General features: G+C 73.2%; 24 protein-coding genes and 2 pseudogenes. 15 read left to right on the forward strand and 11 right to left on the reverse strand.

The features are described from left to right. Window positions 1-84: 84 nt before the first annotated feature. The 6 genes from ACRYR7_RS08545 to ACRYR7_RS08570 all read left to right on the forward strand — a co-directional run bounded on the left by ACRYR7_RS08545 (window position 85) and on the right by ACRYR7_RS08570 (window position 4,480). On the forward strand, window positions 85-456 hold the full coding sequence (locus ACRYR7_RS08545) for a DUF4267 domain-containing protein (protein WP_432571655.1): 372 nt from the start codon (window positions 85-87) through the stop codon (window positions 454-456). Window positions 457-627: 171 nt separating this feature from the next. Next, complete coding sequence (locus tag ACRYR7_RS08550; protein ID WP_432571656.1) at window positions 628-1,098, forward strand: ester cyclase; 471 nt, start codon at window positions 628-630, stop codon at window positions 1,096-1,098. A gap of 205 nt (window positions 1,099-1,303) precedes the next feature. Continuing rightward, window positions 1,304-1,858 (forward strand): nucleotidyltransferase domain-containing protein, encoded by a 555-nt coding sequence (locus ACRYR7_RS08555; RefSeq protein WP_432571657.1) that lies wholly within the window; start codon window positions 1,304-1,306, stop codon window positions 1,856-1,858. Further along, window positions 1,855-2,478, forward strand: coding sequence for a dihydrofolate reductase family protein (locus ACRYR7_RS08560; protein ID WP_432571658.1), 624 nt, complete (start codon window positions 1,855-1,857; stop codon window positions 2,476-2,478). Before ACRYR7_RS08555 ends, ACRYR7_RS08560 begins: the two co-directional genes overlap by 4 nt. Before the next feature lie 559 nt (window positions 2,479-3,037). Continuing rightward, entirely contained in the window at window positions 3,038-3,799 is a 762-nt protein-coding gene (locus ACRYR7_RS08565) for an SDR family NAD(P)-dependent oxidoreductase (RefSeq protein ID WP_432571659.1), read from the forward strand. A gap of 81 nt (window positions 3,800-3,880) precedes the next feature. After that, entirely contained in the window at window positions 3,881-4,480 is a 600-nt protein-coding gene (locus tag ACRYR7_RS08570) for a CGNR zinc finger domain-containing protein (protein ID WP_432571660.1), read from the forward strand. A gap of 377 nt (window positions 4,481-4,857) precedes the next feature. Here ACRYR7_RS08570 and ACRYR7_RS08575 read toward each other — a convergent pair. Next, window positions 4,858-6,187 (reverse strand): annotated as a pseudogene (locus ACRYR7_RS08575) (IS256 family transposase). A gap of 307 nt (window positions 6,188-6,494) precedes the next feature. Here ACRYR7_RS08575 and ACRYR7_RS08580 point away from each other — a divergent pair. Further along, the gene (locus ACRYR7_RS08580) at window positions 6,495-6,920 is read left to right on the forward strand and encodes a DMP19 family protein (RefSeq protein ID WP_432571661.1); all 426 of its coding nucleotides are present in this window, start codon (window positions 6,495-6,497) and stop codon (window positions 6,918-6,920) included. Window positions 6,921-7,209: 289 nt separating this feature from the next. Here the strand turns inward: ACRYR7_RS08580 and ACRYR7_RS08585 are convergent, their stop codons facing one another. The 3 genes from ACRYR7_RS08585 to ACRYR7_RS08595 all read right to left on the reverse strand — a co-directional run bounded on the left by ACRYR7_RS08585 (window position 7,210) and on the right by ACRYR7_RS08595 (window position 9,518). Further along, window positions 7,210-7,590, reverse strand: a complete 381-nt coding sequence (locus ACRYR7_RS08585) for a DUF6584 family protein (protein WP_432571662.1) — start codon at window positions 7,588-7,590, stop codon at window positions 7,210-7,212. A gap of 210 nt (window positions 7,591-7,800) precedes the next feature. Beyond that, window positions 7,801-8,352, reverse strand: coding sequence for a hypothetical protein (locus ACRYR7_RS08590; RefSeq protein WP_432571663.1), 552 nt, complete (start codon window positions 8,350-8,352; stop codon window positions 7,801-7,803). A gap of 251 nt (window positions 8,353-8,603) precedes the next feature. Continuing rightward, a complete protein-coding gene (locus ACRYR7_RS08595) occupies window positions 8,604-9,518 on the reverse strand; it encodes a tetratricopeptide repeat protein (RefSeq protein WP_432571664.1) in 915 nt (304 codons plus the stop codon). Between the two features lie 432 nt (window positions 9,519-9,950). Here ACRYR7_RS08595 and ACRYR7_RS08600 point away from each other — a divergent pair, with 432 nt between their 5' ends. Both ACRYR7_RS08600 and ACRYR7_RS08605 read left to right on the forward strand, forming a co-directional pair. Then, window positions 9,951-10,187, forward strand: coding sequence for a hypothetical protein (locus ACRYR7_RS08600; RefSeq protein ID WP_432571678.1), 237 nt, complete (start codon window positions 9,951-9,953; stop codon window positions 10,185-10,187). A 40-nt stretch (window positions 10,188-10,227) separates the two neighbouring features. Next, the gene (locus ACRYR7_RS08605) at window positions 10,228-10,965 is read left to right on the forward strand and encodes a class I SAM-dependent methyltransferase (RefSeq protein WP_432571665.1); all 738 of its coding nucleotides are present in this window, start codon (window positions 10,228-10,230) and stop codon (window positions 10,963-10,965) included. A gap of 363 nt (window positions 10,966-11,328) precedes the next feature. Here the strand turns inward: ACRYR7_RS08605 and ACRYR7_RS08610 are convergent, their stop codons facing one another. From ACRYR7_RS08610 to ACRYR7_RS08620, 3 genes are all read right to left on the reverse strand, one after another. Next, window positions 11,329-11,913: a hypothetical protein gene (locus tag ACRYR7_RS08610; RefSeq protein WP_432571666.1), complete on the reverse strand. Its 585-nt coding sequence runs from the start codon at window positions 11,911-11,913 to the stop codon at window positions 11,329-11,331. Window positions 11,914-12,395: 482 nt separating this feature from the next. Continuing rightward, a complete protein-coding gene (locus ACRYR7_RS08615) occupies window positions 12,396-13,844 on the reverse strand; it encodes a sensor histidine kinase (RefSeq protein ID WP_432571667.1) in 1,449 nt (482 codons plus the stop codon). 809 nt (window positions 13,845-14,653) lie between these two features. Continuing rightward, window positions 14,654-15,427: a LuxR C-terminal-related transcriptional regulator gene (locus ACRYR7_RS08620; RefSeq protein ID WP_432571668.1), complete on the reverse strand. Its 774-nt coding sequence runs from the start codon at window positions 15,425-15,427 to the stop codon at window positions 14,654-14,656. 328 nt (window positions 15,428-15,755) lie between these two features. Between ACRYR7_RS08620 and ACRYR7_RS08625 the strand changes: the two genes are divergently transcribed. From ACRYR7_RS08625 to ACRYR7_RS08635, 3 genes are all read left to right on the forward strand, one after another. Next, on the forward strand, window positions 15,756-16,262 hold the full coding sequence (locus ACRYR7_RS08625; RefSeq protein WP_432571669.1) for a hypothetical protein: 507 nt from the start codon (window positions 15,756-15,758) through the stop codon (window positions 16,260-16,262). Between the two features lie 114 nt (window positions 16,263-16,376). After that, on the forward strand, window positions 16,377-17,024 hold the full coding sequence (locus tag ACRYR7_RS08630) for a response regulator (protein ID WP_432571670.1): 648 nt from the start codon (window positions 16,377-16,379) through the stop codon (window positions 17,022-17,024). Between the two features lie 64 nt (window positions 17,025-17,088). Further along, window positions 17,089-18,261 (forward strand): sensor histidine kinase, encoded by a 1,173-nt coding sequence (locus ACRYR7_RS08635; RefSeq protein ID WP_432571671.1) that lies wholly within the window; start codon window positions 17,089-17,091, stop codon window positions 18,259-18,261. Between the two features lie 76 nt (window positions 18,262-18,337). On the opposite strand, the gene ACRYR7_RS08640 is transcribed toward ACRYR7_RS08635, so the two are convergent. Both ACRYR7_RS08640 and ACRYR7_RS08645 read right to left on the reverse strand, forming a co-directional pair. Beyond that, complete coding sequence (locus ACRYR7_RS08640; protein ID WP_432571672.1) at window positions 18,338-18,916, reverse strand: hypothetical protein; 579 nt, start codon at window positions 18,914-18,916, stop codon at window positions 18,338-18,340. Window positions 18,917-19,079: 163 nt separating this feature from the next. After that, the gene (locus tag ACRYR7_RS08645) at window positions 19,080-19,577 is read right to left on the reverse strand and encodes a hypothetical protein (protein ID WP_432571673.1); all 498 of its coding nucleotides are present in this window, start codon (window positions 19,575-19,577) and stop codon (window positions 19,080-19,082) included. Between the two features lie 1,560 nt (window positions 19,578-21,137). Here ACRYR7_RS08645 and ACRYR7_RS08650 point away from each other — a divergent pair. Further along, the gene (locus ACRYR7_RS08650) at window positions 21,138-21,368 is read left to right on the forward strand and encodes a hypothetical protein (protein ID WP_432571674.1); all 231 of its coding nucleotides are present in this window, start codon (window positions 21,138-21,140) and stop codon (window positions 21,366-21,368) included. A 17-nt stretch (window positions 21,369-21,385) separates the two neighbouring features. Here ACRYR7_RS08650 and ACRYR7_RS08655 read toward each other — a convergent pair whose 3' ends face one another. Continuing rightward, entirely contained in the window at window positions 21,386-22,030 is a 645-nt protein-coding gene (locus ACRYR7_RS08655) for an LLM class flavin-dependent oxidoreductase (RefSeq protein ID WP_432571675.1), read from the reverse strand. Then, on the reverse strand, window positions 21,961-22,338 hold the full coding sequence (locus tag ACRYR7_RS08660; RefSeq protein ID WP_432571676.1) for an LLM class flavin-dependent oxidoreductase: 378 nt from the start codon (window positions 22,336-22,338) through the stop codon (window positions 21,961-21,963). Before ACRYR7_RS08660 ends, ACRYR7_RS08655 begins: the two co-directional genes overlap by 70 nt. A gap of 93 nt (window positions 22,339-22,431) precedes the next feature. Between ACRYR7_RS08660 and ACRYR7_RS08665 the strand changes: the two genes are divergently transcribed. Both ACRYR7_RS08665 and ACRYR7_RS08670 read left to right on the forward strand, forming a co-directional pair. Next, entirely contained in the window at window positions 22,432-23,334 is a 903-nt protein-coding gene (locus tag ACRYR7_RS08665; protein ID WP_432571677.1) for a PhzF family phenazine biosynthesis protein, read from the forward strand. A 243-nt stretch (window positions 23,335-23,577) separates the two neighbouring features. Next, a pseudogene (locus ACRYR7_RS08670) lies at window positions 23,578-24,194 on the forward strand (transposase); the annotation flags it as partial.

A 24,194-nucleotide genomic window follows, 5' to 3' on the forward strand; every position in this document is an offset into this window, starting at 1 on the left:
CTTGCGGTGTTAGACAGGCGAGGGCATGACTGCTAGCGTCGTTATACAACGTCGTTAGACCACCTTCCGAGGGGCTCGCCCACCATGACCGTCACCACCGTCGCCGCCTTCGTCGTCGCGATCGCCGGCTGCGTCTTCATCCTCTTCATCGGCGGTCGCTTCTTGGCCGCCCCACGGGTGGCCATGGCCGGTTTCGGCGTCCCGCCCGACAGCCTGCGCGCCCTGACGAACATCAAGGGCGTGCGCGACATCACCTCCGGGATCGTGCCCCTGGTCGTCCTCGCCGCCGCCGGGCAGCACGCCTTCGGCTGGGCCCTGATCGCCGCGGCGATCACCCCGATCGGGGACGCGATCATCGTGATGCGCAACGGCGGCACCGTGCGCCAGGCGTTGAGCGTGCACGCCGCCACCGCCGCGACCCTTGTCCTCGCCGGGCTCCTCCTCGCCCTGACCTGACCTGGTCCTGACCTGACCTGACTGGGCTCCCGCTCACACCGGATTCGAGCCGCCCAACACGACCGGGCCACCCCTCAGGCTCCAGGCCCGCCGAACGCAGCACCCCACCGACCCGTCCGACCATCACCGACGACCATCACCGACGACCATCACCGACAAGGACCCATCCCCATGAGCACTCCTGAACAGCCCACCAGCCAGCACATGAGCGCCCAGGACATCACCACCGTCGTCCGCGCCTTCTACGAGCCGTTCCGCACCGGCGACACCTCCACTTACGACCGAGTCCTCGCCCCCGACTGGACCGACATCCCCCTGGCGCCGGGCCAGCAGCAGGGCCCGGCCGGCATGGCCGCCCAGATCGCCCTCTTCCGCGCCGCGATGCCCGACTACGACGTCCAGCACCAGGACCTCATCGCCGCCGGCGACAAGGTCGCGGTCCGCAACACCGTCTCCGGCACCCACCAGGGTGCCTTCATGGGCCACCAGCCCACCGGACGCCGCATCGAGATGCGCACCATGGACATCCACCAGGTCCGCGCCGGCAAGATCGTCACCACCTGGCACTTGGAGGACTTCGCCGGGCTGATGGCCCAGCTCACCACCGCCCCCGAAGCCCCCACCCCCCAGGTCTGGGCCTGAATCGGCGACGCCGGGTAGCTGGCCGAGGCCCGTGAGGAACTCCTCGCGGGCCCCGGCCAGGAGCAGTGGCGGGCGGCAACCGCCCGCATCTGGAGCCATTGCGTGAGGTCGTGGGCCGCCCGCGACAGCGCGCACAACGCGGGATGAGCGGGATGACCGGTCAACCGCTCGACGACGTGCGCAGGCTCGGCGGCATGCTGTCGGGGTGCTCAGCGACGTGCGGCTGCGGGAGGTGGCCCAGCGCCTGGTCCTGGTGCCGGGTGTGCAGGCGGTCGCCCTCGGCGGTGGCCGTGCGCGCGGCGAGCACGCACCGGGCTCCGACGTCGACCTGGGGCTGTACTACCGCCCGCCCCTGGACGTGGCAGCGCTGCGGCGCCTGGCCCGGCAGGTCGCCGGCCCCGACACCGAGGTCACCGTTCCCGGTGCGTGGGGGCCGTGGGTCGACGGCGGGGGGTGGTTGAGCATCGACGGTATCGCCGTGGACTGGCTCTACCGCGACCTCGAGCGCGTGCAGCACAGCTGGCAGCAGGCGCAGCAGGGCCGCTTCTCGTGGCACTTCCAGGCCGGGCACCCCCTGGGTGTGCCCGTCTTCGCCTACGCCGGGGAGGCGGCGCTGGCCGTGGTGCTGGCCGGCTCCACCGGGGAGCTGAGCGCCCTGCACCGGGCCGCAGCTGCGGGAAGAGCCCGCGGGGCGCCGATGAGTCCGCGGCCGGCTGCAGGTCCGTGGTGGCAGGACCGACTCGAAGGAGCACCGGCATGAGCGCCACCTACACCTGGGACGTCTTCTCCACCCTCGACGGCTACGGCTCCTTCGCCGCGGGCGCCGACTGGGGCGGCTACTGGGGCAAGCAGGGACCTGAGCTGCTCGAGCACCGCGCGCGGCAGTTCGAACCTCAGCCCCGCATGGTCTTCGGTGCCACGACCTTCCGCGAGGTCGCCGGTGCCCTGGTCTGCGGCGAGGACCCGCTGGCGCGGGACGAGTGGAACCAGCGCACCCTGCGCGCACCGGCGACGGTGATCTCCTCCACCCTCACCGACACTCTCGGCTGGCCCGACGCCACGATCGTCAGCGGTGACGCCGTCGATGTCGTCCGTCGGCTCAAGGAGGAGTCCGACGTGCCGTTGAGGTCCCAGGCCAGCCTGTCGCTGAACAGGGCGCTGATGGCGGCCGGGCTCGTCGACCGCCTCCAGGTGACGATCTTCCCCGTGATCTCGGGGCGCACCGGCACCAGCCCCGTCCTGCGCGGCGCCGATGAGTTCGACCTGGACCTGTGGGAGAGCCACGTGCTGGACGGGCGCACCCTGGAGCTGGTCTACCGACCGATGCGGCACGGAGGCTGCACCAGCAGCCGCGCCCCCACGTCCGTCGTGCCCCGGTGAGGACGACGCGGTCACCGTCGGGGTCGGCGAGGACGAGCAGCCTCGCGGCGCTGCCGGACTGCCCCCGCGGACTGCTCGACCCGGGGAGTCGGCTCGGCGAGCGGCGCAGGGTCGATGGGCTGCAGCACTCGGGCGCGGTTGAGGTACCCGCGGGGCACGATGCGGCGCGCAGCACCGATGCCGCCGTGTGGGTGGGCCCTGAGCCAGTGCTCAGCCGAAGGCTCCCGGATTGCACGCAGGTCGTCCGTGCTCACCTGCTCATCGTGCCGCTGCCCTCTGGGGCTGTCTGGTACAGGCGGACGTCGACAAGTCAGGAAGGTCGCTGACGACCGCGACAGCGTCATGACCGCGCTCGGGTCACCCGGTTAGGCCTCTTCCGCAGCCGCCAGGTCTGCCAGTTCACTCCTGCACCCGGATCCTCGAGCCCACGCTCCGCTGTTTCGATCCCCGCTCTTCGAGGACGTGAGGACTGCAGGAGTGCTTGCAGCTTGAGTGACATAGCCGTACCGTCTACGCATCGGTCATCCGGTCGGGACGACCCCTCCACGTGGAGCATCTGATGAACACCCTCACCGGCACCACCGCCCTCGTCACCGGCGCCAGCAGCGGCATCGGCGAGACCACCGCCCTGTCCCTGGCCGCCGCCGGCGCCCGCGTGGCCCTGGTCGCCCGCCGCGGCGAGCGCCTCGACGACCTCGCCGATCGCATCCGCGCCGCCGGCGGCAGCGCCCACCCGATCGTGGCCGACATCACCGACGCCGAGCAGGCCAACAGCGCCGTCGAGCAGGCCGTGGCCACCTTTGGCGGCCTGGACGTCCTGGTCAACAACGCCGGCGTCATGCTCCTGGGCTCCATCGAGGGCGCCCCCACTGAGGAGTGGGACAAGATGATCGCCGTCAACGTCCAGGGCCTGCTCTACACCACCCGTGCGGCGCTTCCCCACCTGCTCGAGGCCGCCGCCGGCGAGCGTGGCAGCGCCGACGTCATCAACGTCAGCTCCGAGGCCGGGCGCACCACCTCCCCGGGCATGGGCGTCTACAACCTCACCAAGCACGGGGTGGGCGCCTTCAGCGACGCGCTGCGCAAGGAGGTCTCCACCCGCAACGTGCGCGTCACGCTCATCGAGCCCGGCCCGGTGGCCACCGAGCTGTTCACCCACATCCGCCCCGAGGTCCTGGCCGGCTGGGACTCCGAGGGCGCCAAGCTGCTGCACGCCCAGGACGTGGCCGACGCGATCACCTACGCCGTCACCCGCCCCGCCCGCGCGGCGGTCAACGAGATCCTCGTGCGCCCCAACGGCGCTGCGGAGCTCGCCAGTTGAGCAACACGATGACGTAGCTGAAAGTTCTTCGGTTACGTTGCGTTGCAGGTAGAGCGCAAGTAGGTTGAGGAGATGGTCGCGGTGTCCGGCACGACGACGACGAGCTACGGTCTGGCCCTGGCCCCCGGTGGGCTGTTCCTGGCCCAGGAGCTGGCGAACACCGGCCTGCCCCTCGCTCGAGAGCCTGACCCGCTGCAGGACCTGGAGGCGGCGGGTGCGTGGCTGCAGGGCGCGTTCACCGAGTGGTCACACCGGACGGGTCAGCCGGCACCCGATGCGTCGTTGACGGCGCGTGATGTGCCGAAGCTGCGGGTCCTGCGGGTCCTGGTCCGGGAATGGCTCACCACCGGTGAGCCGGCCAGCCCGTCCACCTCGACCCTTCACGTGAGCCTGGGTCCCGGCCGGGGAGTGTCCTACGGGCCTACATCGAGCGGGGTCGCCGCCCTGCTTTCGCTCATCGCCGTCGAGGCGCTGCTCGCCCGGCGCTCGCAGACCTTGGAGCGCTTGAAGGTGTGCGCCAACCGCGGGTGCGGCGCCGTGTTCTACGACGAGTCCCGCAACGCCAGCCGCCGCTGGCACGATGTCAAGGTCTGCGGCAATGCCGTCAACCTGCGTGCCTCGCGGGCCCGCCGGGCGGCGCAGGCATCGACCGGCGAGCACACGGTGCCCGGCGACCGGTGAGCTCCTGATGCGGGCGATCTCCGAAGTCAGGGGCGATCCTCGCCCTCAGCGAAGACCGCACATCGGCATGAGCATGACGTCGCGGGCCGCGAGCGACCGCGCGCAACGCGGGATGGCCGTGACGTCGCGGTAGCGCGGTGTGCGATCGCGTGGATGGAGCGGGCACAGTGATCAGGTGATGGATCCGCTGCCCACGCTGGAGGACCTCGTCTGGCTCTTCGAGAGCGAACCGGCCCACCCCTTCGGCGTCGAGGACGCGCCGTGGCCCTACGCCTGCGTCCGCTTCGCCCTGACTCGTGGCTCCACTCGTGTCGAGCTGGAGGTGGTCAAGTCCTCGGGAGTGGTGTACGACTCTCGCCGCGTGATGCTCGCTGGGGTCAGGCCGTCAGGGCCTGCATGGTCAGGTCGGTGCTCACCTCCGTGAGGGTCTCGGTGCGCTGCTGCCCGCCGGGCATCGGGGTGAGTCGACAGCGGGCCAGCAGCTCCAGGCCGAGGTAGCGCCGCCCCTCGGTCCACTCATCGTCCTGCTCGGCCAGGACCGCGCCGACCAGGCGGATGAGGGAGCCGCGGTCGGGGAAGATGCCGACGACGTCGGTGCGCCGGCGGATCTCGCGGTTCAGCCGTTCCTGGGGGTTGTTCGACCAGACCTGGCGCCAGACCTCCTTGGGGAAGCTCGTGAAGGCCAGCACGTCGGCGCGGGCGGCGTCCAGGTGTTCGGCGACCTTGGGGAGCTTGGCCTCGACGGCGTCGAGGAGACGGTCGAATTGGGCGTGGACGCTGGCGGCGTCGGGCTGGTCGTAGACGCTGTGCAGCAGCGTCTTCACCCTCCACTTCGTGGCTCCAGGCCAGGACGTCTTCGGCGTCACTGCCATGAGGTTGGCGGCGTAGTGGGTCCGGCAGCGCTGCCAGCTGGCGCCGGGCAGGGTGGCGCCGATCGCGGCGACCAGCCCGGCGTGCGTGTCGGAGGTCACCAGTCGGACCCCACTCAAGCCCCGGGCGGTCAGGTCGCGAAAGAAGCCCAGCCAGCCGGCGCCGTCCTCCGCGGAGGAGGTCTGCAGGCCGAGGACCTCGCGGTGCCCGTCGGCTGGGGGCACCTCCCGCGCGCGGGGGATGACGCCGACCGCGAGCATGGCGTGGACGTTCGCGACGCGCCCCGTCCTCGCGGACCTTCATCACCAGCGCGTCCGCGGCCACGAACGTGTAGGGGCCGGCGTCCAGCCTCCTGCTGCGGAAGGCTTCGACCTGCGCTGGGGGCACCTCCCGCGCGCGGGGGACGAGGTCCTTGGCCATCTGACTGACCTGCGACTTGCTCAGCCGCGTGATGCCAAGGGACTCCACCAGTTTTTCCGTCCGCCGGGTGGAGACGCCCAGCAGGTAGGCCGTCGCCACGACCGTGGTCAGCGCCCGCTCGGCCCGGCGGCGCCGCTCGAGCAGCCAGTCGGGGAAGTACGAGCCGGAGCGCAGCTTGGGGATGGCGGCATCGATGGTCCCGACGCGGGTATCGAAGTCGCGGTGGCGGTAGCCGTTGCGCGAGGCGACCCGCTCGGGGCTGGAAGTGCCGTAGGGCGCGCCGCAGACGGCGTCGGCCTCAGCGGACATGAGGGCGTTGATGAAGGTGTTCATCAGCTCACGCAGCAGGTCCGGGCTCGCCTGGGCCAGGTGCTCGTTAAGGAAGCGGGCAGGGTCCATCATGGGGTGGGCGGTCATCGCGTCGGTCTCCTTCAAAGGCACTGTGAGAGGTCCTTCGAAGCATCACGCGGTGGCCGCCTTCTCCGTCTCGGCCACGCCCGTCACCGGGCTGGTCGTACACCACTTCCGTGGACGCCACTGTCCACGACAGCGGGATGACCGTGACGTCGGAGCAAGCGTCGGCTTCTCGCGATCTCTGCGCCCGACGGCGGCCAGGATCGCCGCTCGCTCGCAGACAGCACCCGCTCAGCCTTCCTCCACAGAGGCGTCGGAGGGGGCGCTAGCGTCTGGACCTGACCTGCTCGCGACCGGGAGGCCGCAGACGATGACCCCGCTGATCGACGCCCTGAATGTCCGCGCCATCTCCGCCTACGAACGCAAGGACGTCTCGGCCCTGCCCGGCCTGCGCTCCCTGGGCGCGGCGATGGCCCTGCACGGCATCGCCGAGAACGGCGGACTGGTCGGTGGAGGCATCGAGAACATCTTCTTCAGCGAGAACCTGCCGTCGATCGAGGACGCCATCGAGGGCTACCGCTGGCTCGGTCTGAGCGACGTCGCCGCGCTCGTCGCCCGCGCCCGCGACGAGTACCTGCGGTTCCGACCCACCGGCTGGGAGGAGCTCTGCGAGGCGGATGCCGCGCTGTGGGATCAGCTCGACTCGGCGTTCTTCGCGATCGCTCCCCTGGAGCGGCTGGAGGTGGCGGTGGCTGCTCGACTGCACGAGATCGCGCCCGAGCTGCTGCCGTCCTGACCGCTGCCGGTGAGGACGTCCTACCCCGCATCGAGCGTCGACGCCGGTCCGCGCTCAGCCGGATGACCGTGAGGTACCTCGGGCACCGCGGAGCCTGTGCTGCGGTGAGCCTGGGGGTGGGTGAGCGCGGTCAGCTCACCCACCCCCACACCGCCCCGGCGCCGGTGACGGCCAGCCAGCCCAGCCCGGCCAGCCCGGCCAGGACCAGGCCGATCAGCACCACGACCAGCACCACGACCAGCACCAGGGCGAGCCAGCCGACGATGCGGCCGCTCCACGTCAGGGGCGGCTAGGGGCGGTGGGGGTGCTGCCAGCAGACGGGCGCGCCGGCGATCTGCTCGGCCTGCTCGCGCAGCGCGCGCAGGCGGGTAGCGGCCAGCGGGCCGGCGCTGTCCTCGCTGGTGCGCCAGGCCAGGGCCTTCATCCGCGCGAAGGGGTCGCGGTAGATGCGCTCGAAGGCGGCCACCTCACGCTCGTCGCGGTCGGCGCTGAGGTAGGACCAGCGCCCGGCCTGGGCCGCATCGCCGGCGCGGCAGTAGGTGTCGGCCAGGTGCTCGCGCAGGTCCAGGCGCTCGGGGAAGGAGGCGACCAGCCCGCGCAGGCGCTGGCGGGCCGGGGTGGTGCGCCCGGCGGCCAGGTCGGCGGCGGCCTTGGTCAAGGTCTGCTCCACCGGCACGGGGTGATGATCGCTGATGTTGCCGGGTGCGCGCCGCTCCTTGTGACCCGTTCAGCTGTACCTGTGCTGCCTGTCCTGCGCCGGATGCCCCTTGCTCGTGCGTTCCGGCTCGCCGGTGGCCACCGCACAGCCCCGCAGCGTGCCGAGAGCGCAAGCTCGTTCCGGAGCCTCGTCGTGGCCGGGACGGTTCAACTGCCTGCTTCGTCAACTGCCTGCTTCGCCGCTCCAGGCCAGGACCTGCCGGTCGGCGGGGCGGCGGCGCGAACGGCGTGGCCCGGTGGAAGCGAGCGAACCCCCGTCGTCGGCCCACCGCCAGGCGCTGGCCGCGACCTGGTCCCCGCTCAGCCAGTCCTGCCGCAGGACGGGGCGCTGCAGCTGCCGCAGCATCCACTCAGCCGCCCAGCGCGCCAGCTGCTCCGGGGCGGCGGCCACGCCGGTGGTCTTGACCTCCAGGTCGCCGGGGTTGCTGGGGCCGTCCAGGAGGTAGCCCTTGGCGCCCCACGCGCCCTGCAGCTGGGACTGGGCCGGTGTCGTGCCCCAGTAGGCCACCTCCAGGAAGTTGACCGGGGCGTCGTCCAGGCCGGGCACGCCCAGGTCCACGTAGAGGGGGGTCAGGAGCGTGAGGGAGGAGGTCTCTTCCTGCGGGTCCAGCCCCGGCACGGTCCAGGTGCAGGCTTGTCGGCGCAGCTCCGTCAGGAAGGCGGCCTCCTCAGGGGTGCGGCCGTCCTCGTCGCCGAACCAGAGGTGCTCGACCATGACGCCATGGTGCCCGCTACGAAGGGGAGCTGAGCGAGCTGTCGGCGTGGGCAGTCCGGGCGCGAGCACTGCACCTCACGACGCTGTTGCCTGCCAGTGGCGCTGACACGGCACACAACGTCCTCAACTCGACACGTGCGTGCCGGGGTGCCGGGGTGCCGGGGTGCCGGGGTGTTGCACTGACCGCCTGAACCCGCAACCGTTTGTGAGACGGCGACGGCTCGAGTCACGGTGCGGCTGGGTTGCGTTCTTCACGCCTCGTCTCGGGGCAGGTCCTGCCAGGCGAGCTGGGCCAGCTCGTCACCGGCCGCGGCACCGGCCAGCAGGTGCTCCTCGGCTGCGCGCACGTCGCCACGTTCGAGCAGCAGCAGGGCCAGGTTGTGGTGGCACCACTCGTCGCCCGCGGCGATGCCGGCGCGGTAGGCCTCCTCGGCACCCGCCTTGTCCACCTCTGCCTCGTCCACCTCCAGCTCCTGATCCGGCTCAGCGCTCAGGTCGTCGCCGGCGAGCAGGTTGCCCAGCGGCAGCCAGCACTCGCGCTGGCCGAGCTTGGCGCCCAGCTGCAGCTGCTCGCGCGCCTGCTCGCGCCGGCCGGTGGCGATCAGCAGTTCCGCCAGGTCCGCGCGCGCGGAGCCGTCCACGCCCGCCCCGGCGCGCAGCTGCTCCAGCGCCGGGTCGGCGGTGTCGTGCGTGTTCTCCCAGCGCCAGCGCGCAGCCAGTACCACGGCCGGCAGGTAGCCGCGCTGCAGGGCCGGCGCCAGGGCGGCCTGGGCGCGCTGCGGCTCGCCCTGCTGGTGCAGCAGGTGCGCCAGCTGCACGTGCCCCTCGGGCTGCCCGGCCTGCCCGGCGGCGCGGTAGGCGTCCATCGCCCCGGCCAGGTCACCCAGCGAGTCCAGCACGTGAGCGAGGTTGAGCCAGGCATCGCTCTCCCCGGCGGCGATGGCCCGCTGGTAGGCGGCCACGGCCTCGGTGGGCCGATCCAGCTCGCGCAGGGTGTTGGCGACGTTGAAGCTCACCCACTCGCTGCCCAGGTCCACTGCGCGCTGGAAGCAGGCCAGCGCCTGCTGCTGCCGGCCGGCCTCGGCCAGGTCGCAGCCGAGCTCGACGAGCTCGTCGACGTCAGCACCGGCCAGCGCGTCGTGCAGGCGCGCCTGCGGGTCCACCACGGCTCCAGTGTGCCCGCGCCCCGGCAGCTGCACCGGCCGCTCACCGCGGTGCATAAGCGTGCGACACCCGATTAGGCCATCTCGAAAGCGACCGTTTGTGAGACACCGCGGGAGAGAGGCGCCAGGGCTGCGACACGCCATCTCGCGACTCGTGTCCGAAGCAGCCGCCTCACCAACGACCGGTCGGTGCTTTCTGAGGCGGTCCCGAGCGTGTCCACCCGTGCATCCGCCCGCACCCCCAACCCCGCACCGACCCAGCGGCCCGGCCACCTGCTCGGCTAGGCCCGCGTCTCCACCACCGCCCAGGCCCCGTCCCCTGGACCGCCTGGCCCGCTCCCTGCGCCACCTGCTGACCCTCATCGACGACCCAACGAGCAGAGGGTCGGCTTCCGCCCGCTGAGCGGGTCCATCGACACCACCTCCACCGGCCGTCTGGTGCTGCACCTCTTCGGGGCGCTGGGCGAGTTCGAGGGCGACCTGCTGCGCGAGCGCACCGCAGCAGGACTGGAGGCGGTCGCTCGCGGCCGGTGCGGCGGCAGGCAGGCGCTGATGACGCCCGCGGAGCTGGCCGGCGCCCGGATCCTGCTGGCTGCCGGACTCGCCGCCGCTGAGGTGGTCGCGGCCGTGAGCGTCTCCCGAGCCGCGCTGTACCGGGCCCTGCAGCGATAACCTGAAGCGATGACGAGCAGGGGGCGTCTACGGTCAGCCGGTGCCTGATGTCCACTTCGAGCACCTGCGGTTGGTAGCGCTGTACGACGTCCTCAACGGTGAGCGCGTGGACCTGCGGCCCTACGTCGAGCTCGTCGAGGCCGAAGGTGCCCACCTCGTCATCGACCTCGGCTGCGGCACCGGCGTCCTGGCGCTGTTGCTCGCCGCGAGCGGCCGCGACGTCATCGCCGTCGACCCCGCCGCCGGCTCCTTGGACCTCGCTCGCACGAAGCCGGGTGCGGCAGCCGTGCGGTGGCTGCACGGCGGTGCGGGCGTCTTGGACCACCTCGACCCGCCGGCGCGGGCCGATGTGGTGACGGTGACCGGCAACACCGCCCAGGCCATCACGGACGCGGCCCAGTGGCACGACACCCTCAGCAGCGTCCGGCGGGCCTTGGCGCCCGGCGGGCTGCTCGCCGTGGAGACCCGCGACCCCGGTGCGCGGGCGTGGGAAGGCTGGACCCGGAAGCTCACCGAGCGCACCATCGACGTCGAGATCCTCGGGCCGGTGACGACGTGGGTGGATGTCACCTGGGTCGACGGGCCCCTGGTGGCCTTCACCACGACGTTCTGCTTCGCCACCGACGAGGTGGTGCTGACGGCGGAGTCGGTGTTGCGCTTCCGCGGGCGTGAGGAGGTGATGGCGGATCTGGCGCGTGCCGGTCTGCTCGTCGAGCAGGTGCGCCAGGCACCGGATCGCCCCGGTTTGGAGATGGTCTTCTTGGCGCGCTCTGAGTAGCGGGCCGCCGCCCAACGCCTGCTGGCGGACGATCGCACCACTGGCCAGGCAGCCGAGGCCGTGGGCGTCTCCCGCGCCACGCTGTACTGGGCTGTGCAGCAGTAGTGAGTCGATTGCTGCCGACAGGCCATCGCTCGAGAGGTCGGTTGGTGGGACGCGGCCTGGTGCCACAGGGCAGGGCGTCACCCGCTGGCCCAGCAGACCCCTTGGGCACAGGTGCGTCCTCGCAGCAGCGCCTGACAGCACTGCGGACCGGTGATCGGAACGCACGGTCGGTGCCCGGTGGGTTCGTTGCCGGTCAGCGAGCCCACCGGGCAGTGGTGCTTGGTGCAGGTGGTGCTTGGTGCAGGTGGTGCGTGTGGTTCAGGCGTTGGCGAGCTGGAAGTGGTAGGTGGGGTGGAAACCGGCGTCGCTCTGCCCGTGCAGGACGTAGGCGGGGCTGGTCGTGGAGCCGGAGATGGAGTCGGAGCCGGCCAGCGGGACCAAGCCCTGGAAGGTGACCTGGCTGCCGTCGGGCAGGGCGTAGGTCACGTCGATCTCGGAGCCTTCGATGTTGTTGCTGTAGTCCGAGATGGACACCCCGGTGGTGTGCGCGGGGATGGTCTGCGGGGCGCGGTCCTGCCAGTGCCCGTAGGGGTTGGTGGCCGAGACCAGGGTGAGGGGCTGGTCGCTGTTGTTGTCGAAGACGATGGTCATGCCGGTGGAGCCCTGGGTCAGGGAGGCGTGCACGGCGCCGGCCCGGGCGTGCGCGGTGGTGCTGCTCTGGGTGGTGCTGCTCTGGGTGGTGCTGTTCTGGGTGGTGCTGTTCTGGGTGGTGCTGTTCTGGGTGGTGCTGTTCTGGGTGGGGGTGGCGGCGTTGGCCGCCCCGCTCAGGCCGAGCAGGGCGGCGGTGGACAGGGCGGCGGTGGCCAGGGGCAGGGCGGTCAGGCGGGCCAGGGTGCGGTTCACGGCAGTGCTCCAGGTGTTCTCGTGAGTTCGACGGTGCGGTGCTGGTCGGCGCCGGGTGTTCTCGGCGTCTGCGACGAGCTTGGCCTGATGGGCGCCGGCACTGGATCGGGCGGTTGGCCGGTGTGGTGGGGGAGGGGTGTCCCCCGATCGCAGGACCAGGAGCAGTGCCCGCGCCAGCGGCTTGGGGGTGCGCCGGGGACGTGCGGGAGCACGGCGGAGACGAGTCGGTGCTGCGGACGTGAGCGCCCGCTGGGGCTGCTGCCTCCGTGTCGAGTGCTCCGGGCGTGCCCGTGGAGTGTGGGGCGCTGCGAGAGGTGCACCCCACGATCGAGCAGCGTCGTCGAAGGCCTGCAGGTGCGTGTTCAACGGCCCGGGTGTGACGGTGTCGAGCAGGGTCGCCCGGCGCCGCTGGCCGTGGACGTCCTGACGAGGTCGCCAGGTGTGCCGCGCGCTGCCGAGCCGGGCGCAGCGACCGGCGGGGACTACGCCTGGTTGCCGGGAGCTGCGAGCGGCGTGGCGGGAACCGGCAGGCGCGCGTGCACCCGAGTGCCTCCGTCCGGTGCCGTGCCCAGCTGCAAGGTGCCGCCGACGGTGGCCACGCGGTCGGCCAGCCCGCGCAGCCCCGACCCACCGGCCAACGCGGCGTCGTGCTCGGCAGCGCCCGGATCGATGCCCGCATCGATGCCCGGATCGATGCCCGGATCGGCGCTCAGGTCGGTGCCTCGGGCGGGGCGGTCGCGTCGGGGGTGGTGGTGTTCGGGATGGCCGTGTTCGGGGAGGTTGTGCGCCGCGCCCCGGCCGTGGTCGAGCACCTCGAGCAGCAGGTGCCCGTCCGCTTCGTGCAGCCGCACGGCCGCCTCGGTGGTGCCGGCGTGCTTGACGACGTTGACCAGCGCCTCGGCCAGGACGAAGTAGGCGGTGGTCTCGATCGCCGGCGGGTAGCGGCGGCTGGTGGCGTCCTCGAGCGCGACGTGCAGCGGCAGCCGCTCGCTCAGCGAGCGCACTGCGGCGCCGATGCCCTCCTGCTGCAGCAGCGCCGGGTGCAGCCCGCGCGCCAGGGCACGGATCTCCTCCACCGCCGCCCGCAGGCTCTCCTCGGCTCGTCGCAACAGCTGCTCGGCCCGCTCCGGGTCCTCGTGCAGGCGCTCGCGCGCCAGGTGCACGTCGAGAGCTGAGACGACCAGGTGCTGCTGGGCGCCGTCGTGCAGGTCGCGCTCGATGCGCCGGCGTTCGGCGTCGGCGGCGTCGACCAGGCGCGCGCGCGAGGCCCGGACCTGCCGCAGCTGCTCCTGCAGCTCTTCCTGCAGGCGCAGGTTGCCCACCAGCAGCGTCAGCGCTCGCAGCACCCCCTCCAGCACCTGCGCATCGGGTGGTGAGGTGCTGCTGTGCACCAGCGCCCCGGCCGGTGGGGTGCCGATGACGTGCCACGTGCGGTGCGCGCTGCCAGCCGTCACCGGTGGGACGCCGACCCCGCCCGTCACCGGCGCGCCGTCCACGTCGTGGAAGGTCTTGCCGTCGCTGCCAGCCACGAGCACCTGTGCGGTGGGGTCGCCCAGCACCCGGCGCAGCACCTGCTGCACCTGCACCAGGGGGGTGCTGGGGTCCAGCCCGCTGACCAGCTCGCCCATGCCGTACATCACCAGCCGCACCCGCAGGGCGTGCAGCAGCAGGTGCACGGCGATCGCGCTGGTGCCCAGGCCCCACACCACCGCGATGCTCACCCGGGTGGCGTCGTGGGCGTCCCAGCCCAGGACCCGTGCCAGCACGGTGCTCAACCCCAGCCCCACCCCGGCCACCACGGTCATCGGCACCGGGCGCAGCACGCGCCGCCCGGCCGCGTCCGCCCCGCGCCAGCGCCCCAGCGCGACGAGCGCGGCGAAGGCCGTGGCCGCCGGGCTCAGCGTCAGGTGCGCCCAGCGCTGCACCTGCACGGCCAGGTCCGAGGACAGCGGGGGGGGCGAAGACGCCCGGGCAGCCGTCGGGCAGGCAGTTGCGCCGGCCCTGCCCGTCGCCGATCAGGAGCTGCCCGGCCACGTACGCGGCGCTGACGGCGTACAGGCACCCGATGGCCACGCGCACCGCGCGCCCCCGGGCCCGGCCGGTGGGGTACGTCAGCAGCAGGTGCGTCAGCAGCGCTCCGAACCAGGTGTACCCCCCGGTGGCCAGGCGCAAGGTCGCCGCCCACGGCGCGTCCCACAGGCCGAGGTTGATCAGGCACGCGGCGCACCCGGCCAGCACGAACAACCAGCCCAGTCGCGCCGGTGCCCCGCGCTGCCAGGCGATGGCCCCCACCGCGATGAACAGCGCCCCGGCGAGGGAGCGCACCGCCAGCGCCGGCGGCGCCAGAGCGCCCAGCGTCGGCGTCAGCGCCGAGAACAGCACCAGCGCGCTGGCCGCGACCAGGACCGCGGTGCGCCTCCGGGGCAGGCGCTGGTGCAGGGCACCGGGTGAGGGGCCCTGCAGCGGCCCCCGCCACGGGGTGCCCGGGCCCAGCGCGGTCATCGCCCCCTCCTCCCGTACCCTCCCGTCCCCTCCTCCCGCCCCCGCCGGCCGCCCCGCACGGCCACCCCGCACGGCTGTCCCGGCCAGCGGTGCGGGCCGCTCGTGCGGGGCGGCCAGCGGGCGCACCTCCATGCTGGCCGCTGCGTGTCGGCGCGCGCCAGGTCCACGCACCGGGACGTCAGGGCCCCCGCAGGACACACACGCCACGGACCCCGCTGCCCCTCCCGTGCAGCGGCCCTCAGGTCCGCTCCTGCTGCAGGTGGGTCAGCACGGCCTTGACCCGGCGGTGCTCGTCGACGTCCTCCAGCAGGCCCAGCTTGCGGAAGATGCTCGCGGTGTGGCTCTCCACCGTCTTCAGCGAGACGCCGAAGCGGCGGCTGAGCGCGTGGTTGGAGGCACCGACCGCCATGGCCGTCAGGACCTCGCGCTCGCGCACGGTCAGCTCCACCACGCCGCGGCGGGCGCGTGCGCGGGTGAGGAGGGCCTCGAAGACCTCCGGGTCCACCGCGCGCCCGCCACGCGCCACGCTCCGCACGGAGGCGACGAAGGTCTCGGTGTCCACCACCCGCTCCTTGAGCAGGTAGCCGACCCCGGCCGGGGCCCCGCGCAGCAGCGCGTCCAGGTGGTGGGTCTCGCAGTGGTTGGACAGCAGCAGCACACCCGTGGCCGGGTGCTCGCGCTGGATGGCCGCCGCAGCGCGCAGCCCTTCGACGGGCCCGGTGGGCGGCATGCGCACGTCCACGACCGCCACGTGCGGTCGCCAGCGGGCCACGGCCTGCAGCAGGGCCCGGCCGTCGCCCACCTGCGCCTGCACCTGCAGGCCGGCGGCACCCAGGACCAGGGCGACGCCCTCGCGCACCAGCACGGCGTCGTCGGCCAGGACCACGCGCACCGGGGCCGGCGCCGGTCCGCGCCCACCCGGTCCGTGCTCACCCGCTCCGGCGCCCTGTGCTCCGGTGTCCTGTGCTCCGGCGCCCTGCACGTTCGCCTCGTCGCGTTCCCGGGACACCACGACCAGCTCCCTTCCCCTCCGCCTCGGCGCTCCGGCCGGCCCCGCGGTGCCGGCCGGAGCGCCCACGCTCGCCCCCTCGAGCGGAAGGTACTGCGCAGCGGGCCGCCGTCTCAGGGTTGTCCCTGATGTGCTCCGCACCCGCTGCTCCTAGCGTCCGTCGCGGTGCTCGATGCAGCTGCACCTGCAGCGGCTTCCAGCCCTCGGCGGATCCCACGGACGGTGCCGACGGTGCCGTCGGCGCGGGCGCGGTGGTCCGCACCGCCGGGCCGGGCGCGCGGCACCGAGCACCGGACACCACCAGCCCCTCCACACCCCAGGAGTCCCCGCCATGAAGAGCAACCTCATCGTCTCCGGTGCCGTGCTGACCGCCGCGGCCTCGCTGGTGGCGCTGTCGGGAGCCTCGGCCAGCAGTACCCCCGTGCAGGCCCGGCCCCGTGCCATCGCCCCGGCGGGCGCCGCGCCCCTGGAGGCGCCGGTGCTGAAGTCCAGCACCTCGGTGGCCATCACCGTGGTGAACAACACCGGCCAGGAACTGACCCTGCTCGACGAGTACAAGGCCCACGGCAGCTGGACACAGCACTTCCCGCAGACGATCGGCCTGGACGCCTCGGTGACGGCCTCCGCGAGCAGCTCCAACGTGGAGGGCATCGACCTGGCGGCCGACTACCTCACCTCCGACGGCACCCAGTTCCACCTCGAGGCCCAGGTGCCGTTCTTCGGCACGGACTCCACCGGGCAGGACATCGCGGGCCTGAACGCTGCCCTGTACACCATCACGCACACCAGCATCAGCGGGTTCAACCCCTCGGTCACCTTCACCCTGGGCCGGGCGTGAGGAGGACCGCGCGGGTCGGGTGCCGCCGGTGAGGCGCTCGTCAGGATCGCCGCGGAGCCGCCACCGGCGGCTCCGCAGCACCGCTCGCACCCCGCGGCCCGCCACGAGGTGCCCGTGAGGACCTCCGGATCCCGCATCCGCGCGGTGGTCGGTGACGACCACCCGATGTTCCGCGAGGGCGTGGTGCGCGCGCTGAGCTCCAGCGGGCGCATCGAGGTCCTCGCCGAGGCCGGTGACGGGCGGGCGGCGCTGGAGGCGATCCGCAGCACGGACCCGGACGTGGCGGTGCTGGACTACCGCATGCCCGGGCTGGACGGCGCCCAGGTCGCAGCCTGCGTGCGCCGCGACGGGCTGCGCACCCGGGTGCTGCTGCTCTCGGCGCACACCGAGAGCGCGATCGTCTACCACGCCCTGCAGGAGGGTGCCGGCGGTTTCCTGCCCAAGGAGTCCAGCCGCACCGAGCTGATCGCGGCGGTGCTGCAGTGCGCCGACGGCAAGGACGTGCTCCCCCCGGAACTGGCCGCCTGCCTGGTCGGGGAGATCCGCCAACGCCGCCAGGACGAGCGGCCGGTGCTCAGCGAACGCGAGCGCCAGGTCCTGACCTTGATCGCCGAGGGGACCTCCGTGCCCGGCATCGCCCGGCAGCTGTACCTGGCCCCCTCCACCGTCAAGACCCACGTGCAGCGCCTGTACGACAAGCTCGGCGTCTCCGACCGCGGCGCGGCCGTCGCCGAGGCCATGCGCCGGCACCTGCTGGAGTGATCCGGTGCCCCGCGGACGTGACGGACCGCGCCGCGAGGCGGGGTCGCGAGGGGAGCGCGAGCTCGTGATCAGCTACCAGCAGCGGGTGCTGGAGCACTACACCGACCAGACCCTGAAGGTCACCACCGCGTTGCGCCTGCCGCTGATCGCGCTGCTGTCCCTGCTGGGCTGGGTGGTGCCGGTGCAGCACTTCCACCCCGCCGCCTACCGCACCGCCCTGCTGATCTACGCCGGCTGCGCGGTGCTGCTGCTCGTGCTGTCCACGCGCGAGCGGCGCTGGTGGTTCACCTGGCTGTCCACCGGTGTCGACGTGGCCGCCCTGGCCACGTTGTCGGCGGCCAGCGGCGGGGCGAGTTCGCTGCTGCAGCCGGTCTTCGCCCTGCTGCCCATCGTGCTGGCCTTCCAGTACCGCCCGGCGCTCACCGGGGCGGTCGGTGCGGTCACGGCCGTGGGCTACCTGGTCATCTGGCTGCTGCACCCTGACCGCTCCGCCCCGCTGCCCGAGTCGGTGATCTGGCTGCACTTCGCCTTCCTGCTGTGGCTGGCCGGGGCCACCACCGGGCTGTCGGTGCTGCTGGTGCGCCGCTCGGCCTCCGTGCTGAGCCTGCTGGAGGGGCGCCAGCGCCTGGTCGCCGATGCGCTGAGCGCCGAGGAGCGCGAGCGCGCCAGGATCGCCGAGCACCTGCACGACGGGCCGCTGCAGGACCTGCTGGCCGCGCGCTGGGACCTCGAGGAGGCGCTGGAGCGCTGCGGCGGCGCGGACCTGGAGCGCGCCCAGCGAGCGCTGTTGGGGGCCGCCACGGAGCTGCGCTCGGTGGTGAGCGTGCTGCACCCCCAGGTCCTCTCCCAGCTGGGCCTGGGACCGGCGTTGCGCGAGCTGGCCGCGCAGCAGGCCCAGCGCGCGGGGTTCGAGGTGGTGCTCGACATCGACGAGCAGGACCCCGGGCCGGTGCGGGAGATGGTGTACAGCCTGGCCCGGGAGTTGCTGACCAACGTCGCCAAGCACGCGCACGCCCGCACGGTCGCCGTGGACCTGCGCGGCGCCGACGGTGAGGTGCACTTGACGGTGACGGACGACGGTGTCGGGTTCGACCCCGAGGTCCTGCCCCGGCGCCTCGCGCAGGGTCACATCGGGCTGAGCTCGCAGTACCTGCGGGTGCAGACCCTGGGCGGGGACTTCGACATCAGCGCACCCGCGAGCGGAGGCACGCGTGTCCACGTCACCGTCCCGACCTGAGGTGACTCCCGCGAGGATCACCTCCTGCGGCGCCGACGCCCACGCCACGGGGTGGACCCGGGCCGACTGCCGGGGCTCACGGGACCCCGCTGGGCGGGTGCGGCTCTCGGGGGCGCGACGCCTCGGGGGAGCTGGACGCCACGGCGGGTCGACAGGGGACCCGGTGGTGCCGGCAGGCGAGCAGGCGCCGGTCGCGGCGGTGGACGACTTCGATCTGCACCGCGACCACGACGGCTACCACCTGGAGGACCTCGCCGAGCCCCGTGCCTGCTCGCGTGCCACCAGGTCGCCCGCAGCGCCCGAGGCGACCTTGACGGTGATCAACGCTGGGAAGAGGGCGGTGCTCGTGGTGGTGCCCCGGCGCAGCAGGCGGCCGCGCTCGTCGATCCCCACGCGGACTCGCCGTCCGCGGGCGAGCCCGGTCGACAGGCTCACCAACCGGGCCGAGCAAGGTGAGCGCGGTGCCCGCTCCGCCGCGCGGCAGCTCACTCCCGCCGGCGAGCAGCACGGCGGCCGAAGCGGCGGCGTAGAGCGCGGCCGGGGTGAAGCGGCGCGGGCCGGCCACAACCTCGCTGGTAAGGACCTGCTGGTGCAGCGACCAGCCGAGCACGGCGAGCACGGCGAGCACGGCGAGCACGGCGAGCACGGCGAGCACGGCGAGCACGGCGAAGTCTTCGGCGCCGGTCACAGCGGTTTTGTCCACGGCAGGTCGGTTCGGTGGGGCGTGGTGACGGGTTCGGGTGAGTCCTCCGCGCCGGTGGATCCGCGGGTGCGGGTCCACCGGCGCGTGTGGCAGTCGGGGTGTTGCGTGTGGGTGCTCAGGCGTTGCCCAGCTGGAAGTGGTACGTGGGGTGGAAACCGGCATCGCTCTGCCCGTGCAGGACGTAGGCGGGGTTGGTGGTGGAGCCGGAGATGGAGTCGGAGCCGGCCAGCGGGACCAAGCCCTGGAAGGTGACCTGGCTGCCGTCGGGCAGGGCGTAGGTCACGTCGATCTCGGAGCCTTCGATGTTGTTGCTGTAGTCCGAGATGGACACCCCGGTGGTGTGCGCGGCGATGGTCTGCGGAGCGCGGTCCTGCCAGTGCCCGTACGGGTTGGACGCGGAGACGAGGGTCAGGGTCTGGTCGGTGTTGTTGTCGAACTTGATCGTCATGCCGGTGGAGCCCTGCACCTGCGCGCCCCGCACGGTGCTGGCCTGCACGGGGGCGTGGGCGGGGGTGGCGGCCATCGCCGAGCCGGACAGGCCCAGGACGGCGGCGGTGGAGACGGCGAACCCGGCCATGGGCAGGACGGCCAGGCGGGCGAGCTTGCGGTTCATCGGAGTGCTCCAGGTTCTGTGTGGTTCTCGGCTGCGCCGGGCTTTCCCGGCGTCTGCGACAACTGTGTCCTCACCGCGTGGTGGGCTCGATCCTCCGTGTGGCCGGTGTGCTGGAGGAGGCGCGCTTCCCCCGATCGGAGGACAGCGGCAAGGAGCTTGACCCGCTTGTCCGGACACCGTGATCATGACTCACTTCTCCGGACTCGCGTGTCGAGAGACGGTGACCGCTCGGACACCCGGGAGGATCACCCATGCCCAGGTCGTACCCGCCGGCTTTCCGCCACCAGGCGCTGGCGCTGCTCGCTGCCGGCCGCACCGTGAGCGATGTCGCCGCCTCCCTCGGCGTCGCGCAGTCGAGGGGGTACCTCCCACGCGCAGCGTGGGGGAGCTGTACCGCTGGCGCAGGCAGGACCTCATCGACCGCGGCCAGGTCGATGGCGCCAGCTGCCGGGCAGGCGCCGAGCTGACCGGGGCGAAGAAGCGCATCCGCGACCTGCAGGAAGAGGTCACGATCCTGCGCGGGGCCGCCGCGGCGGTGCAGGAGGTGGTGCCCGCAGGAGTCCGCTTCCGCCTGCTCGCGCAGCTGCGCGTCGACGGCGTCCGGATCGGGCGGTCCTGCCACGCGCTGGGTGTCTGGCGCTCGGGCTGCGACGAGTGGGCCTGCAGGGCGCCCTGGGCGCGCAGCACCCGCCACGCCTGGCTGAGTGATCTGATCGGAGCGGTCCAGCAGGCCTCGCGCGGCACCTGCGGGCGTCCTCGGGTGCTCCCCCGCTGCGTGGGAGGTGCCCCCAGCCGAACTGCTGCACGACCACGGCGTCGTCGTCGGGCTGGGCACCGTCGGCCTGCTCGTGCGCCGCAGCGGCTTGAGCGGGCTGCTCAGGCGTCGGCGCGGCTACCGCATTCCCCCACTGCGTGGGAGGTGCCCCCTGCGAGCACCCCACCCGTGAGGGCGAGCCGTGCTGCTGCGTGGTCATCGACTTCGGGCACCTCCCGTGCAGCGGGGGACTTCTCGCGCCGGGTGGTGGGGTGGGCCATCGACTCCACCCAGCGCGTCGAGCTGGCCACCAACGCGCTGGGCATGGCCATCGACGGCCGTGGTGACGTCACCGGCGGCGTCGTACACGGTGATCACGGGTGGGGGCACCTCCCGCGCAGCGGGGGAACCTCGAGGGCTTCCACAACCGGCGGCGGCGACACTCCGCCCTGGGTTGGCGCAGTCCCGTGGAGTTCGAGAACAACGCCCTTCAGCAGTCACCGGCTCCTCGGTTTGCTGTCCAGTCAACTGGGTCATGATCAGTGGTGCGTTGATCCCTTGAGACCACCGACACTGCCGGAACGACGACTGATCACCGTGGCGGTGGTGCTTACGCTCAAAGGCGCGGTCAAGAAAGCTGCGCCGAAAGCTTTGACCGCACCAGGCCTGATGCAGGTCCGAGAGCTGAACGTGCAGCTCCTGCAGCAGCTCGATGCCACCGGCGGTCGGGCGGACTCTCCGGGGACGCTCCGCTCGTCAAGGGGCGCGGCCGGGTCCGGGTATTCTGATCGGCGGCCGAGCTGGTGGTGGCCGTCCACGCCGGTGCGCACCACGACACCGACGTCACCTGCGGCGAGCTCAGCGCGTGGGTGGCGCGGTGCACCTCGGTCGCGACGAGGCTGGTGCGCGAGAGCTACCTCGCCGGGTGGCCGGACACCGCGGACGCGAGCGCCTGGTGGGCACAGATCGCGTGGGCGGTGTTCCTGGCGGCGGCGGGTGCAGGAACGCCGAGCCAGGCCCCAGCAGGCGGGAGCTGACGCGCCGGTGCGGCGCATCAGCGCTGCGAAAGGGCCCGTTCCAGCACCGCCAGCCGCTCCCGGCTGCGCGGCCCGGTCGGCCACAGGAGCGCGGCGGTGCCGAATCCCAACGCCGAGTACCTGCCCACGGTGTCCCAGAACGCCTCGAGCGAGTCCAGGGGGCGTTCCTCGCCGTACCCCAGGACGACCAGGCGCGCCAGGCTCCCGGGGTCGCGGCCGTGCCGGACGCACGCCTCGTCCAGGGCCGCCGACTGACGGCGCACGTCCTCCCACGCCGAGCGGCCCGTCCGCGCGACGTCCTGGGTGATCCACAGGTCGGCGCGCTCGGCCGCCAGCGCCAGGCCGCGCGGGCCGGTCGCCGCGACCGCCAGGGGGACCCGCCGCGCCGGCCCACCGCCGAGGGAGACGTCCCGGGCGCTGAACCACCGCCCCGTGGAGGTGACCCGTTCCCGGCGCAGGAGGTCGTCGCCCAGCTCCACGAACTCGCGGAAGCGCCCGGCGCGCTCCGCGGGTGTCCAAGGGCCCTGCCCGAACGCGTCGGAGTCCACCCCCGGGCCGCCAGCGCCGACCCCCAAGGTGAAACGTCCCCCGCTCACCGCGTCCAGGGCCAGGGCCGCCTTCGCCGCGGTGACCGGGTGGCGGATGTTCGGAGAGGTGACCATCGTCTCCCCAGGCCGATCGTCGACGTGGTGGCGGCGGCCGCGGCCAGGACCGTCCACGCGTCGTGCCAGAGCGGCCGGCCGTCGAGGACGAGGTGGTCCCACAGCCAGCCGCGACCCAACCCCCAGCGCTCGGCCAACGACCACTGCTCGCGCAGCACCGGCCACGGCTGGTCCGGCCACAGCACCGCGTCCAGCGCGGTCCCCGGCCGTGCGGTGTCCTGCGCCACCACGCACCCCTCCCCACGACGCGACACGGTGGCGGACCGTACAGCGGCGGGGCGGGTCCGGGCCGGGTTTTTCCCGGCCACGATCTATCGCGCACCGGCTCCGCTCCGCTGCGCTAGGTTCCCGCAGACCGGACGACCCCGCAGGTCCGCCGACACGAGCGCGAGGAGTTGACGATGGACAGGTCCACCACGAGCAGCGCGCCGTCCACCCATCCGCCGGCCGGCGGGCCACAGGTGCTGCGCTACGCGGCGTTCAGCAACGACCCGGGCGGTGGGAACCCCGCCGGGGTCGTCCTGGACGCGACCGGCCTGAGCGAGCAGCGCATGCTCGAGATCGCCGCCGACGTCGGGTACTCCGAGACCGCCTTCCTCGTCCCCGGCGCAGACGGGCTGCACGTGCGCTACTTCAGCCCGCTGGCCGAGGTCAGCTTCTGCGGGCACGCCACGATCGCCTCGGCCGTCGCCCACGCCGAGCGCCACGGCGCCGGGCACCTGACCTACCGCACGGCCGCCGGCCCTGTGGAGGTCAGAACCGAGCGGGCGCCCGACGGCTCGTGGCGGGCAACGCTGACCAGCGTCGTCCCCCGGACGAGCGGCTTGTCGGCGGCGGACCTGCGGACCCTGCTGGACGTGCTGGGCTGGTCGCCCGACGACCTCGACCCGGACCTACCGCCGCGCACCGCCTACGCCGGCGCGTGGCACCCGGTGCTGGTGACGCGCTCGCGCCGGAGGCTGGCCGCCCTGGACTACGACATGGCGGCGCTGGGGGAGCTCATGGCCGCGCGAGGCTGGACGACCGTCGACCTCGTCCACCGCCAAGACGCTCGCACCTTCGACGCCCGCAACCCCTTCCCGCCCGGTGGTGTCCGGGAGGACCCCGCCACCGGCGCGGCCGCCGCGGCGCTGGGCGGCTACCTGCGCGAGGGCGGGCACGTCGAGGTGCCTGCGACCGTCACCGTCCGGCAGGGCGAGGACATGGGTCGGCCCAGCGTCCTGGAGGTGACGATCCCCGCCGACCCCGCTGCCGGGATCGCCGTCACCGGTGCCGCGGTGCCAGCAGGTCCGGCCGGTCCCTGAGCCCGCCGGGTGGACGGTGACCGCCGGGTGGACGGTGAGCGCCGGGCAGGGCGACCCTCAGTGGCCGTTTCACACGTGTGGTGAGGGCTGCGCCGTCTCGGTCAGCCGGCGCAGCATCACCCGCACGTAGGCGACCTCGACGATGGTGACCGCCGTGCTGGCCAGCCGCTCGAAGTCGCGGGCGAACAGCCCGTTGCAGAAGTTCGTCCGAGCCTTGCCGTGTCGCGCTGAGCCAGGAGCAGCCTGGACCGCACGGCCACCGACGCCCCCGTTCGGCCTCGCCAGCTGATCACCGACGAGCTGTGGGAACTGCTCGCCTCGCTGATCCCGCCGCCACCGCCGGCGCCGCGCGGGCGCACGGGTCGACCGCAGCGCGAGGACCGGGCCGTGCTCGAGGGCATCGTCCTCGTGCTGAGCACCGGCACCGGCTGGGCCACGTCCCCCGCACGCGGGAGGTGCCCCCACCCGCTCGAGCTGGGTCACGGCTCGGGCGGGGGCACCTCCCGCGCGCAGCCTGGGGGCGAGGTGCTGGCGCCGGCTGCGCCAGGGGCAGGACGCCGGCGTGCGGGACGAGCTGCACGGCGCCGTGCTGGACCGCCTGAGCCGACAGGGCGTGCTGGACTGGTCCCGGGCAGCGCCGACTCCGTCAGCGTCCGGGCGAAGAAGGGGGCGCGCTGACCGGGCGCAACCCGACCGACAGAGGGAAAAGCAGACACCAAGTACCACCTGCTCGTCGCCGCCGACGGGCTGCCGCTGAACGTCGTGCTCTGCGGCGCCAACCGCCACGACTCGCTGTTCCTGGCACCGCTGCTCGAGGGTCAGCGAGGCGTCAAGGGCGCCGGTCGCGGGCGCCGGCGCCG

Origin of the sequence: Kineococcus gurbantunggutensis (genome assembly GCF_050871925.1) — a bacterium.
Taxonomy (GTDB): domain Bacteria; phylum Actinomycetota; class Actinomycetes; order Actinomycetales; family Kineococcaceae; genus Kineococcus.

Coding starts and splice junctions, on each gene's coding strand:
- ACRYR7_RS08545 (WP_432571655.1), top strand. CDS start 85: ATGACCGTCACCACCGTCGCCGCCTTCGTCGTCGCGATCGCCGGCTGC.
- ACRYR7_RS08550 (WP_432571656.1), top strand. CDS start 628: ATGAGCACTCCTGAACAGCCCACCAGCCAGCACATGAGCGCCCAGGAC.
- ACRYR7_RS08560 (WP_432571658.1), top strand. CDS start 1,855: ATGAGCGCCACCTACACCTGGGACGTCTTCTCCACCCTCGACGGCTAC.
- ACRYR7_RS08565 (WP_432571659.1), top strand. CDS start 3,038: ATGAACACCCTCACCGGCACCACCGCCCTCGTCACCGGCGCCAGCAGC.
- ACRYR7_RS08580 (WP_432571661.1), top strand. CDS start 6,495: ATGACCCCGCTGATCGACGCCCTGAATGTCCGCGCCATCTCCGCCTAC.
- ACRYR7_RS08590 (WP_432571663.1), bottom strand. CDS start 8,352: ATGGTCGAGCACCTCTGGTTCGGCGACGAGGACGGCCGCACCCCTGAG.
- ACRYR7_RS08625 (WP_432571669.1), top strand. CDS start 15,756: ATGAAGAGCAACCTCATCGTCTCCGGTGCCGTGCTGACCGCCGCGGCC.
- ACRYR7_RS08645 (WP_432571673.1), bottom strand. CDS start 19,577: ATGAACCGCAAGCTCGCCCGCCTGGCCGTCCTGCCCATGGCCGGGTTC.
- ACRYR7_RS08655 (WP_432571675.1), bottom strand. CDS start 22,030: ATGGTCACCTCTCCGAACATCCGCCACCCGGTCACCGCGGCGAAGGCG.
- ACRYR7_RS08665 (WP_432571677.1), top strand. CDS start 22,432: ATGGACAGGTCCACCACGAGCAGCGCGCCGTCCACCCATCCGCCGGCC.